Origin of the sequence: Pedobacter sp. ok626 (assembly GCF_900100435.1) — a bacterium.
Lineage (GTDB): Bacteria > Bacteroidota > Bacteroidia > Sphingobacteriales > Sphingobacteriaceae > Pedobacter.
Genome location: NZ_FNEX01000004.1, coordinates 125,562 through 138,834, shown reverse-complemented (window position 1 = coordinate 138,834; position 13,273 = coordinate 125,562). Strand labels below are relative to the sequence as shown.

Below are 13,273 nucleotides of genomic sequence, written 5' to 3'. Positions count from 1 at the left end.
TCATCACTACCGGCTATTTCATTAGTTATTGCATTTTTTTGAGGATGCTGTTGATTTGTTCCTGTTGTTTATCCATGCGGCTCTTCAATCCCTCAATCTCCTTCTGTTGTTCTTTCACTGCCTGGATCAACATCCCCGTTAGTTGAGTATAGTCTACTTTTAAAAAGCCATCTTTACCTTTCATCACCATCTCTGGGTATACCTTTTGAAGCTCCTGAGCAATCACTCCTATTTTTACACCTGTCGCATATTTAGTTTGATCTTTATATTCAAAACTCACCCCTCTGATCTGATTAATTTTTTGCAGAACAGTAGTTAAGGTTTCAATGTGTGTTTTCAGGTTTCTATCTGATGGCGTATACAAGTTTCCGTTTATGGTTAGATCTTGTCCTAAACTTGCATTTCCCTGTGTGTCGAAACTCAAGCCTTTGTTAGTTCCACCGTCATTGCTGATCGAGTTTATGGAAAGTTTAATATTTTCTGTAGCCAGGTGGTTACCCAAATTATCTTTACCTGCAGCTGAGGCAGCAGTAACACCCGCATCTACATACTTTTTAGTAGCGGCATCTTGATCTAGAGTTGGCTCGGCAAGATTAATCAGCTTGAAATTACCCATTGCTACATCTCCCTGGGCAGAACCAAAGCCACTTAAAGGAACTACATTTTTTGGGGTAGACACGGCAATACCTGCTGGACTTCCAACAAATAAGTAACCATCAGAAAGTTTATTATCAACCGGTACCCAAGTAGTACCATTATAAACATACAAGCGATCTTCGGTAGTATTGTAATAAGTATCACCAGGTTTTGCGCCAGTTGGTGCAGTTGGGCCTGTTGGTGTTTTCGAAGATTTAGAATCCACATATTTTTTTGTTGCAGCATCCTGATCAGCAGCAGGATCTGCAAGACTGGTAATTTTAAAATTAGTTGTTCCGTCGCCCATTACCACATCTGCTATTGCAGTACCGAAATCACTTACTGGCACATCTCTTTTAAGTACACCATTTGCTTTATTAGAGGCATCGCCGACAAAAATATGGCCTGTTGATAAGGTTATTACTCCAGGTGTCGATAGCTTGCTGTCTACATAATTCTTTGTGGCTGCATCCTGATCAAAAACTGGGTCCTTTAGAAAACTGATATTGAATTGGTTTACTGCATCCCCCATATTCACATTCTCAATCGCTTTACCAAAACCACTCAATGGCACCTGAATTTTCGGCGTAGCTGTTGCTTTCCCTGTACTGTTACCAACAAATAGATTTCCAATAGGCAAAGCTAATATGGAAGAAGGGGAGCTAAAAAGACCGTCAACATACTTTTTATTTGTAGCATCTGTTTCCGCTAACGGCGTGCCTATGTTTGTTAATAAAAAGCCTGCCAGCGAAAGGTCAGCAATAGGGTCTTTGAAACCACTCAATGAGATGGTATTTTTTGCAACCCCCGCAGCTTTTCCGGTAGCATTACCAATCATAAAAAGATCAGTTCCCAGGTTAATACTAGCAGGGTCAAATGTTTTGGTATCGATATAACCTTTGGTAGCAGCATCCTGGGCATCCACTGGATTTGCAAGACCAGTAATCTTAAAACCACCTGCAGCAATATCCGCGGTAGGCGCAGCAAAACCGGTTAATGATACTGTATTTTTTAGCGTAACAACAGCTTTACCTGCAATATCTCCCACCAGGAAATTCCCTGTTGGTAATAGAATATTTGCAGCATTAACTTGTCTACCATCAACATAAGCCTTAGTTGCAGCGTCCTGTGCAGCAGTAGGGTCCGCCATATTTGTGATCTTGAAGTTCGTTACCGGTGTACCACCTCCCATTGACACATTTGCTCCTGCTTTATCAAAACCACTAATAGGAATGAGACTCTTCAGCACCCCTATTGCTTTATTGGAACTGTTACCGACCAGGAAATTATTATTGGCTAAAACCATCGAACCAGGAGCAGATACCAATGCGTCTACGTAGCCCTTTGTTGCCGCATCTGTATTCGCCGATGGATTAGCAAGGTTTATAATCTTGAAATTTGTAACCTCATCACCCATCGATACATTATCAAGGGGAATACCGAAGCCACTTAAAGGAATTTTTGTCTTATCTAGTTTCTCGTCAGTAATAGCAAGCGGCTGAATGGTCAGCTTGCCGATATTAGTGATCGTTGCATCGCCTGTTAACGCAACAGACACGGGTGTATTGGAAGCATTACCAACGAAGATCTGGCCGTTACGCAAGAGATTATTAATTGCCATCCAAACCGTACCATTATAAACATACAATTTGTGGTCTGATATATTATAAAACAAGTCGCCTTCCTTAACACTTACCTTAGTCGGGTCAGGATTTATGTTAGCACTTGGGGTAGACCCATTTGTAGAAAGTTCAAGCCATAAAGCACCATTATAGATATAAGTTTTATTGTCATCCTTATTCAGGAACATTTCTCCCGCTTTAGCAGGGTTCGGAAATTCAGAAGTTGTTCCACTGGCTATTACTCCTCCACCAACAGGTACCCAACCATCGGCCGTATAGGCGTATAATTTCTTTTCTATAGTATTATAAAAAAGATCACCGGCTTTTGGAGTCTGAGGCATTTCAGCTTCTGTACCGGATTTAAATCCTCTGATATCTTTATCGATACTTAGAATAGCAGAGTTTAATACGCCTATTTTTAAAGCCTCATTGACATACTCGGGATCATTAGTTAACTGGCTATAACCATTTGGTGTTGGTCGGAAAAGCGTACCTGTAGCATAAGAAGTAGGATAAGTAGCATATTCATTTGGAGCTCCCTCAAGGTAAGTAGCATCCACAGTAATAAAATTACCACTGATACTCGTTACTTTATCAATTTTATAAGTTAATCCTGCAAAATCAGCAATAATATCTCCCGGTAAAATATCGGCAGCACTATATATGTAGAGCAGATCGGTAAAAGTTCCTTCAATCGAATAATCTGAATTAGGAGTTGAAGCAACTTCTGATGCCCCGCTAATGTAAAATCTCCCATTCAGTTTCGATTGAGCTATGCCTGCAAAGGAGATCAATGCTAAGAGACCAATTACAAGAATATGCTTGTTTATTTTCATTTTTTACTTCTTCACGGTTAATATACTAGAAGGTTATAACCAGTATGTAAATCTTATTGGCACTTTGGGTTGCCGGCTTAAGGCTAATTGTTTTATTAGCAAAAGATTCAACAGTAGCAGCATACGCACTACTTGGTATACCCATGTTAAAATAAGGTGAGGGCAATCCTGTGTCTCTTTTTACCAGGAAAAAACTAGGTAACGGATATTGCGTAAGGTCTGACACCTCCCCATCTGGAATATTTTCATCTTTGATATCGTAATATACTTGAGGAGCATTATCTGTTGGCGCTTTACCCAAAAGCGGGTTATCTATATTGAACTTCGCTTTTATAATAGTTACTCCCAGGGGTATAGTAAGTGTAAATTTCTTTGTCCCCGCAACCGGCCCATCACTCATTACAACCGTTACCCCATCGCCAGTAGCAGATACTACCACACGAGAATTTGAAGATGGATTGTAAGTCTTGAACGCACCTGCACTACCACCACCAGCTGCTGGAGCAACCCATTTAGCAGTTCCATCAGCATTAGCCGTTAAAACCTTTGTCGCATCAGCTGCAACAACCACCGGATATTGCTCCAACTTAGCTTTATCAGTCGCAACCATTACACCCGCCACACTTGTTGTAGCTGCAGGAATAGTAGCAGCAGTTCCAGTCAGGGCCCCTGAAGTAGAAGTAATCACACCATTTGTTGCTGAAGAGGTATACCCTAAATTAGTGGCTACAGCACCACCGCCTCCGCCGGATCCATTTGCAACGGCTGTAATTCTTCCCTTCGCATCAACCGTTACGTTAGCTGAGGTATAACTTCCTGCGGTAACACCTGTACTAGCCAATGATAAAGTAGGGTTAGCTGTAACACCGTCTCCATTCGTTACTGTAATCTCATTTGCTGTACCAGCAATGCTGCGCGATGTAGTCGCAGTAGCCGAGGTCCGAACTAAAATTCCGTTTGCGGTAACACCTGCAAGACCGGTGGCAGTACCTGTTACGTTACCCGTTAAAGCACCATTAAAAGTTCCGGCAGTAATAGCCATCGCTGAGAAATTACCTGATGCATCTCTTTTAACAATCGTATTGGCTGTTGGAGAACTTGTTGCAAGATTAGCCGCCACCGTAGCCGTATTAATAGCAGCAGCAGCGGAACCACCTACTGTCACTACCATAGGTACATCAGCAGTATTACTTAAATCACCGGCAAGCATTACAATACCTTTTGTAGTTGTAGTAGCAGGCGAGCCCCCTCCAGATACCATACCATCAGCATAGTCTTTCATAGCCTTTACCGAAGGGTACTTTGTTGTAGAACCCGCATCACCAGCAATGTTATTACTGATATTTACAACGTTCTGTTTTCCATCCAGCGCAGTTTGTGTGGCTGTACTGATTGGCTTCAATGCATCACTTGTATTATCAACCTTATCAAGCAACAAATCTGCTTTTAGCTCAGTAGCTGTTTTTTGTCCCAGTGTGTTTGTTGCAGTAGCATATAAATAAGTATTTGCGACAAAAGAGTTACGTCCTGTACCACCATTCGCCACTCCTACTGTTCCGCTTAAGGTCGTTGCACTTGAGGCATTTCCGATCAGGTTACCTGTAATGGTTCCAGCTGCAAAATTACCTGAAGCATCTCTTTTTACGATAGTATTTGGTGTATTTGTAGCAGTAGCAGCATTTGCAAGAACCACCCCGGCATTAATATTACTTGCAGTAGAACCACCAACCATTAATACCGTAGGTAAAGTAGCTGTTCCTCCTAAATCTCCTGCTAATTTTATAATACCTTTTCCTGTAGTACTCGCATCAGGCGAACCTGCCGCTGATAAAGCATCGACATAAGTCTTAACTGCTTTTACTGAGGGATACTTGGTGTCTGATGCACCATCAGTACTGATATCTAAACTTTTATTTAACTTATCCTCTTTCAGATTTAAAGCCGTCTGTGTAGCTGTGCTGACAGGTTTCCCCATATCACTGGTATTGTCAACATTCGGTAAACCTAAATTTGTCTTGGTCAAAACCACATCAGGCCCGGCCACTCCGTTCACCGTTTGTACTCCCGTACCCGTTGGTGTTAATATTTCTTTCCAGTTAGCGAGTACAGAAGCCGGGGTAGCACCCAAAACAAAACTCTTACTAATGTCGGTCCTGATAACTGTACTACCTACCTGCGCACCGCTTAAAGCCAACATAGCTGCTTCAGTACTAAAAACATTAACAGAAGCAAAGGATAGCGCTGGAATTTGTGCTACTGGAATTTTTCCAGTACCATCTAATGTAGCAACTCCATTCACAGCTGCTTTTTCAGTAAGATTGATCTTCTTATCTAGCTCAGCCTGTGTTGCAGTACTAATTGGTTTTAGCAAATCACTAACATTATTTACGTTGTCCAGTCCCAGATCTGCTTTTACTTGTGTTGGCGTTCTTTGCTGTAAAGTCGTACTATTTGCTGCATTAATATAGCTTCCAGTTGTATAACTGGTCATGCCCGTACCACCTCTTACCGCCTGCAGGTTCGTAATTAATGGCTCTTTCAAAGCCAATCCTGGTACCGTTGGTGCTGAAGCAACACCTGACAGATCTCCAGCTAACTGTATCTTACCGATTATAGTTGTTGTAGCATCCGGAACACCGCCAGCACCGATAACAGCATCATTTACTTTTTTATCTACATAGGTTTTAGTTGCTTTTTCCGATGGATAGTTGCTATCCGAATTTGCAGAAAACGTACCATCTGTAATCTTATTAGCCTTATCTTCTTTTAAATCTAAAGCAGTCTGGGTTGCTGTACTTACTGGCTTTGCAGCATCAGAAGTATTATTTACCTGGTCCAGGCCTAAATCCGTTTTAACCTGAGCTGGGGTACGCTCCTGCATAGTTGTGGCGTCCAATGCATTGATATAATTTCCTGGTGTATAAGAAGTGATCCCTGTTCCACCATTTGGCACCATCACCGTTCCGCTAACAGAACCCGCGGTAGTGGCAGTAATCGCATTTCCGTTCAAATTTCCTGTAACTGTACCTACTTCTATATTTCCAAGCCCATCCCTCTTTACAATAGTTCCGGTTATGTTTTGAGCGGTCGCCGCATTAGCCAAATCAACCCCTGTTTTAATAGCACTTGCAATTGCACCTCCTACGGTTTTTACAACCGGAGCGTCAGCTGTACCAGCTAGGTCGCCCGACAACATGATTCTACCTTTAATCGCAGTTGTTGCATCTACAATACCAGCTTTTGAATCAACATATGTTTTAACTGCATTTACAGTTGGATATTTTACATTTGAAGCGGCATCTAAAACCAGATCAGTACTTTTATTGGCTTTATCCTCTTTAGCATCTAACGCTGTTTGAGTAGCTGTACTTATAGGCTTATTAGCATCACTGGTATTTTCGACATTACCAAGACCTAAATTTATTTTAGCATCCGTAGCATTATTGGCACCTGTACCGCCATTGGCAACCGGAATGATCCCATCGCCAGTAATCGTACCTGTAATGATCGGATTGTTTATTGTAGGGGTATTTATCGTAGAGCCATCAGATAACACTATATCCCCAGTACCTGTAGTTGTAGCAACTTTAAGTGCCCCAGCTTCTCCTTTTAAAATGCCCAAAAGTGGCGTACCCAATGTAATTTCTGGCGTAGTTGTCGGATTAGCAACCGTTCCTGTAAATCCATTTAATGGTTTAACACTTAAGGAAGTTACAGTTCCGTTGCCTGTTCCACCCCCACCAGGTGTTCCATTTGTTACGTCTGTAATTCGTCCGTTTGCATCCACCGTAATATCTGCAGCTGTATATCTTCCAGGAATTACTCCTGTAGTCGAAAGTCCCAATGGGCTTGCTAAAGTACCATTACCTTTTAAAGTAGCATCACGTTGAACACTGGTAATTCCGCCGGTTCCCCCACTGCCACTGCCAAGTAATCCGGAAAGATCAACATGACTGTTTCTTGGTCCAGATATAGACAATATCGTTCCGGCAAGACTTAAAGACTGGTTAAGATCGCTAAGACTTACTGAATTTCCTCCTTTAATACCTAAGTTATAAGCTGCATCAAAACTCAGACTTAAATCGCCAGGCGTTGCTGAATCTCCTTTTGGCCCAATTAATACCGTTCCAGATGAAGGCCAGCTTCCCGACACCTTAGGTCCGAATAAACTGGTCTTAGTTAGATCCAGATAAAAATCTCCATTATTTCCAAGTCCCGCCGCAGGTGCGCCATTACCACTTAATATGGTATTTCCAGCTGTGCCACCCCCACCAGAAGTAATGTCACTTTTATTGGCTAGCTTTTGCCATTGTCCATTGCTATAAAAATAAAACCCAGGAGAATCATTTGTTTGATAGATCAATAAACCATTCGCAGGATTGTTGATATCATTACGTTGCACTAATGACATTCTTGGGATAAGCAAACCTTTAGATGTAGAAAGAATTTCTAATTGAGCACTCGCATCTGGAGTACTTGTGCCTATTCCTACCTGAGCTTTTGCGCCAAATGCAAATAACAATCCAATAATTATGGCAAAATGCTTAGCTGTTTTATTCATGAAGTTATTATAATATGATGGGGTTATTCTATTCTTAAAATGGGAGGAAGTTCAATGAGTAAATTGCCTTAAAATTAAACGACACAGCCGTCCAACTTAAAAGCCAGATAAACACTAAAAATGAAATAGTTCAGACGTATTTCAGCCAGGAAATACTTTGTAAATTGTCGTGAATACTAAATTGGGCCTATATTTGAGTCGCTGTAGATGATTTTCCATTTTTGAAAACATTATTTTAAAACAATAGTTGGGGACAGATGATTTACTTTATTAGACCCATAGGCAAGCCTTTTTTCGCAAAAAACCATAAAACTTGCCACAAAGCTACCATTCGATTATGGAATATTCTTGAATAAAAAGTAAAATAATTGTGAACAAATGCAACTAACATTCGTAATCGATTAATTTACAGTAATTTAAACCGAATTAAATTGATAAAAATTAAATGAAATACTACTTTAAGAATCTATTGTGAAGTAGAAGAGCATTAAAGAGTTATCATGTTTTAATCGTCATTTTTACTCTTTTAAATCCAATTGACATCTGACTATATTTGTATTTTACCTTCTTAACCCACTAAAACTATCCAATAATGTCATTCCATGGTTAACTACCTCCCCTATCTACTGCTATCACTTGCCATAATAATGGTTATAAGTGTGAAAGCAAAAAAGCTAACCACTCTCGCGGCCCTTTCTGCAACTGGATTAGGTATTATTGTGTTACAGGCTGCGCAACTAAAAGGCGTATTCATGCTGCTCAGTTTTTTCCTGCTTAGTGTTTGGGCAACCGCGCATAAGAAGAATATAAAAACAAGACTTCATGCCGACAATTTGGCCAGTACTGGTAGAAATGCTGGACAGGTATTTGCAAATGGTGGTGTGGCGGGCTTCACTGCAATCCTGGCGATCATCGATCCCCTACACACTGATATATACCTGATCATGATGGCTGCAAGTCTAGCTTCGGCCCTTGCGGATACTTTATCTTCTGAACTTGGAATGGTATACGGGCGCCGCTTTTATAACATCATAACGTTTAACAAAGAAGCAAATGGCTTAGATGGTGTAGTTAGTCTTGAAGGTTTATTGATAGGCACTGTTGGGGCCTGTATTATTGGGCTAATATATTCTGGCTTTCAAAAAACAGGTCTGATTGTAATATTTGCCGGTATACTGGGAAACCTGAGTGATTCAGTACTAGGTGCGACTCTTGAACGGAAACATAAAATAGGAAACAACACCGTAAATTTTCTGAATACACTTTTTGCCGCATTGGTAGCTATGGTTATGTATCTGATTTAATCTACCTATTCTTTTAGTAAAAATAGCTTAATTTCGACCTTCCTTAAGCGCAGATAGAATAAACAATGATTAAAGCATTCCTAACCTCATTTCAGATATTAACTCCCGCTGAAATTGAACATTTTGAAAGTCTTCTGATCAAAAGACAGCTGAAAAAGGGGAGCTTTTTTATCAGCGAAGGAAAATTCAGCACAGAAGTTGCCTTTATTAATACTGGTATCCTCAGATCCTTTTTCACCCCCGAATCTGGAGAAGAAATCACCTACTGCATCTCCTTTCCCAACTCCCTAATGGCCGCATATTCTGCATTCATTACGGGATTGCCGACTGTAGAAAACATACAAGCTATAGCTGACTCAGAGCTGCTGATCATCCAAAAACACGATGTAGACAAATTACTTGAAAGTAGTCCAAACTGGGTCCGATTCTTTAAGATTATAGCTGAACAACAATATCTGGAGCTAGAAAAAAGACTCTTCCTGTTCCAAAAAGAAAAGGCAAAAAAAAGATATATGGATCTATTAGAAAACCAGCCTAACTATGTGCTGCAAATCCCTCTTCAGTACCTCGCCTCTTACCTGGGAATTACACCACGTCACCTTAGCCGATTAAGAAAAGAAATATATTTATAGACAAATGTCTTATGGCTCCGGATAAACGGGGCATACCTTTGTTCGAACAGTAAATCAGGACAAGATGCAAGACCTCGTAAACAAGAAAAATATATTAATTATCAATGGGCATCCTAATAAGGAAAGTTTCAATTACGCTTTAGCCAAAGCCTATAAAGACGCAGCGATTCAATCTGGCGCATTGGTAACAGTGCTAAATATTGCCGATCTAAACTTTAACCCCAATCTGCAATATGGTTATACTAGCCGAATAGAATTGGAACCCGATCTATTGTACAGTCTGGAAAAAATCAATCAGGCCGATCACCTGGTATGGGTTCATCCTGTTTGGTGGGGCGGCTTCCCCGCTATTATGAAAGGTTTTATTGACCGTTTATTTCTTCCTGGTCTGGCTTATAAATACAAGGACAATTCATTGTGGTGGGACAAACTCCTAACCGGAAAAACTGCCAGAATCATTACCACCATCGACCAACCCGCCTGGTATTACCGATGGATTTACGGCAATCCAAGCATCAATCAACTGAAAAAAAGCACGCTGGAATTTTGCGGAATAAAACCTGTAAAGGTTACCGCTATTGGCATCATTAAAACATCTGACCCAACAAAAAGAGCAGCCTGGCTAAACAAGGTTAGTAAATTAGGTCAAAAACAAATATAATCTCCACAAGATTATTGCCGAATTAAACACTGTCATGACCTAGCTCGTATCTTTTTGGTTTAATAATGGCTAGGTTTGTATATAAAACACGAAAGAGGTGCAAATACCCTGCAGTCCTATATTGTCGAATATTGTAAAGCACTACTTGATTATTGAAAGTAGTGAACACCTCTTTTACCGTTTCTTTTCGGATGGTAATCCAGGAATAGTCTTCCGCTTAGGTGATCCTATTTACATTAGCAACACATTAGGAGATCAAACACAAGCCTCCAGCTTTGTATACGGACAAATTTCTAATTACCTAAATCTACAGGTAAGCAGTGTTAAAATGCTCATTGTTGTACTTCATCCGACTGCAGTACCCATCCTTTTTAAAATTCCGGCTAGCGAGATGAAGGATAAAACCATTGCGCTTGAAGATTTGATAGGTTCAAAAGGGCGAACATTGGAAGAACAAATTGCCAGTAAAAGCCTTGCAAGTGCTATAAGCTGTGTGGAGCATTTTCTAATTGAACAGAAAACTGCAGGTAAACCATCCGAAGAATTCATAAATAAGCTAAGTGAGTACATCAGTATCAGCGCAGGTAGTGTATCTATCGAACAGCTTACCCGAACATTTGGTATATCCGAGCGACAGTTGGAACGTAAGTTCAGCACATATATTGGCATCTCTCCCAAATCCTTTGCCGAGACGGTAAAGCTCCAGAATTTCCTCAAACGCCTCCAAAAATATGCTGGAGAAAAGAACTTAGGTCAACTTGGTTATGAATGCGGATACTACGACCAGGCACACCTTAATACTCGTTTTAAACAGAAAACAGGCCTTGCTCCTTCACAATACTTATCGATAAAGGGCAAGCTTTCTATCAACCTACTTCCGGTATAAGATAGATTGTCGGTTTTATACAAGGAAGTCTTTTTTCTGCTGGATAGATTTGTTATTTAATAATCCTTACCACATGAAAAATTTAATTGTAGCAACAGCCCAGTTTGAAAACAAAAGTGGCGACAAAGCATATAACCTGAATGTGATCAACGAACTTTCTGCTAAAGCAGCGAAAATGGGTGTAAATGCCATCGCTTTCCATGAATGTTCCATTACAGGATATACATTTACAAGAAAGCTGTCTAAAGAACAACTACTCGATATTGCCGAATACATACCTGAAGGCCAAAGCATAAATAAACTGCAAGAGATTGCCAAAGCGCATAACATCGCCATACTGGCTGGTCTTTTTGAAAAAGACTTAAATGACAACCTCTACAAGGCCTATGTTTGTGTAGATAAGAACGGTCTTATGGCAAAACACAGGAAGCTCCATCCTTTTATTAATCCACATCTTCTCCCTGGAGAACAGTATACTGTTTTTGATTTATATGGATGGAAATGTGGCATATTGATCTGCTACGACAACAATATTATTGAAAATGTTAGGGCAACAACATTGCTAGGGGCACAGGCTATTTTTATGCCACATGTAACCATGTGCACCCCTTCTACCAGACCGGGAGCAGGTTTTGTGGATCCCGAACTTTGGATAAACAGGCATGATGCCCCAGATCCACTCCGTAGGGAATTTGATGGACCAAAAGGTAGAGAATGGTTAATGAAGTGGTTGCCAGCGAGAGCTTATGACAATGCCATTTACGCCATTTTCTCTAATCCAATAGGAATGGATGACGATCAGTTAAAAAATGGTTGTTCTATGATTTTGGATCCCTTTGGTGAAATCCTATCCGAATGCCGTTCTCTGGATAATGAGATCGTCATTTCAGAACTCTCTCCAGACAAACTCTCCCTGGCAGGTGGGTATCGTTATATTAAGGCCAGAAGACCTGAACTCTATTCCCACATCATCGGGCAAGAACATCATGCTGAGCAAAAAGTAAGCTGGATGAAATAAAATTTTAAATAACAATAACGGGTTCCTTAATGTACTTCGCTCTATAATCTAGTGGGGACAAGCCCGTTATTTTTTTAAAAACTTCTCTAAATGCCTTATCATCCGAATAGCCCACATCATTCATAACCTCGTAAATGCTCTTTTTGCCTTTTTCTAAAGTGCTTTTTGCCACTTCCACTTTTACTCGCTGCAAATATTCAACGGGAGTATTACCTACGGCTTTAATAAAGCGTCTGTCGAAATTCCTTCTGCTGATTGCAAGCTTTGAAGCCAGTTCTTCGAAAGAAATCTTTTCGGTCAAATTTTCTTCAATATAGTTTTGGGCTTTGCAAATCAATTCATCCCCATGGGTCTTCTGTGTTTTGAAAATATGAAAGGGTGATTGTGATGTTCTTTCAATGTCAATCTGAAAAATCTTTGAGCAGATAATGGCGATTTCCCGGTCGAAGTACTTTTCGACGAGGAAAAGCATCAGGTTTAAAAATGAATAGCCACCACCATTGGTGTATATCCCCTTTTCAGCAGTAATCAGTTTATCAATTTGGAGATTAATGTTTGGAAACAATCGCTTAAAATCTGCAGACATATTCCAATGGGTGGAGCAATTCCTTCCATCTAGCAAACCGGTAGCGGCCAACAGAAATACACCAGAGCACATCGATGCTATTTCAGTTCCATTGTTATGCTGCTCTCCGATCCAGTTAATCAATCCTTCATTCTCTTTTATTAACTCACTATCATAAGAAACTGATGGTATAATCACCAGATCTGTTTTATCCAGATCATTAATATTTACAGGATAAACTGAAAAGAAGCCAGCATCCAATTTCATTTCGGGCACAAAACCGGCTATACGAACTTCCATTAAGGATTTGTTTCCCATCTTTTGCCATATGACATTGGCACGAGTCAAGATTTCAAACGAACCCGTTATGCTACTCAGGTTAACCTCCCCTTTTGGAACAACTACAGTCACTTGCATCATGGCGATTTTTTTAATTAAAGATACCAGATATTTCTGTCCAAATCAACCCGACTAAAAGTCCATTTCACACCCGATTAACTGACGAATAACTCCATAGCTTTGATATAGAAAAACATTAAAATCATAAAACAA

Annotated in this window: 8 protein-coding genes; 5 read left to right on the top strand and 3 right to left on the bottom strand. The window is 40.3% G+C overall.

Annotated features, from left to right (window positions below; translation table 11 throughout):
- Nucleotides 1–25: 25 nt before the first annotated feature.
- Both BLS35_RS07065 and BLS35_RS07060 read right to left on the bottom strand, forming a co-directional pair.
- Entirely contained in the window at nt 26–3,094 is a 3,069-nt protein-coding gene (locus BLS35_RS07065; protein WP_090779245.1) for a tail fiber domain-containing protein, read from the bottom strand.
- A 25-nt stretch (nt 3,095–3,119) separates the two neighbouring features.
- The gene (locus BLS35_RS07060) at nt 3,120–7,655 is read right to left on the bottom strand and encodes a beta strand repeat-containing protein (RefSeq protein WP_090779243.1); all 4,536 of its coding nucleotides are present in this window, start codon (nt 7,653–7,655) and stop codon (nt 3,120–3,122) included.
- Nucleotides 7,656–8,314: 659 nt separating this feature from the next.
- Here BLS35_RS07060 and BLS35_RS07055 point away from each other — a divergent pair.
- The 5 genes from BLS35_RS07055 (at nt 8,315) to BLS35_RS07035 (ending at nt 12,156) form a co-directional block, all read left to right on the top strand.
- Nucleotides 8,315–8,959, top strand: coding sequence for a DUF92 domain-containing protein (locus BLS35_RS07055; RefSeq protein ID WP_254778717.1), 645 nt, complete (start codon nt 8,315–8,317; stop codon nt 8,957–8,959).
- 65 nt (nt 8,960–9,024) lie between these two features.
- Nucleotides 9,025–9,591: a Crp/Fnr family transcriptional regulator gene (locus BLS35_RS07050; RefSeq protein ID WP_090779239.1), complete on the top strand. Its 567-nt coding sequence runs from the start codon at nt 9,025–9,027 to the stop codon at nt 9,589–9,591.
- A 64-nt stretch (nt 9,592–9,655) separates the two neighbouring features.
- A complete protein-coding gene (locus BLS35_RS07045; RefSeq protein WP_090779236.1) occupies nt 9,656–10,252 on the top strand; it encodes an NAD(P)H-dependent oxidoreductase in 597 nt (198 codons plus the stop codon).
- A 97-nt stretch (nt 10,253–10,349) separates the two neighbouring features.
- A complete protein-coding gene (locus tag BLS35_RS07040; protein WP_132225921.1) occupies nt 10,350–11,138 on the top strand; it encodes a helix-turn-helix transcriptional regulator in 789 nt (262 codons plus the stop codon).
- Nucleotides 11,139–11,211: 73 nt separating this feature from the next.
- Nucleotides 11,212–12,156 (top strand): nitrilase family protein, encoded by a 945-nt coding sequence (locus BLS35_RS07035; RefSeq protein ID WP_090779232.1) that lies wholly within the window; start codon nt 11,212–11,214, stop codon nt 12,154–12,156.
- Between the two features lie 4 nt (nt 12,157–12,160).
- On the opposite strand, the gene BLS35_RS07030 is transcribed toward BLS35_RS07035, so the two are convergent.
- Complete coding sequence (locus tag BLS35_RS07030; protein WP_090779229.1) at nt 12,161–13,141, bottom strand: GlxA family transcriptional regulator; 981 nt, start codon at nt 13,139–13,141, stop codon at nt 12,161–12,163.
- Between the last annotated feature and the right edge of the window lie 132 nt (nt 13,142–13,273).

Excerpts from the sequence above, each read along its gene's own strand:
- BLS35_RS07035 (WP_090779232.1), top strand. The coding sequence starts at position 11,212 with ATGAAAAATTTAATTGTAGCAACAGCCCAGTTTGAAAACAAAAGTGGC.
- BLS35_RS07050 (WP_090779239.1), top strand. The coding sequence starts at position 9,025 with ATGATTAAAGCATTCCTAACCTCATTTCAGATATTAACTCCCGCTGAA.
- BLS35_RS07065 (WP_090779245.1), bottom strand. The coding sequence starts at position 3,094 with ATGAAAATAAACAAGCATATTCTTGTAATTGGTCTCTTAGCATTGATC.
- BLS35_RS07030 (WP_090779229.1), bottom strand. The coding sequence starts at position 13,141 with ATGATGCAAGTGACTGTAGTTGTTCCAAAAGGGGAGGTTAACCTGAGT.
- BLS35_RS07060 (WP_090779243.1), bottom strand. The coding sequence starts at position 7,655 with ATGAATAAAACAGCTAAGCATTTTGCCATAATTATTGGATTGTTATTT.
- BLS35_RS07045 (WP_090779236.1), top strand. The coding sequence starts at position 9,656 with ATGCAAGACCTCGTAAACAAGAAAAATATATTAATTATCAATGGGCAT.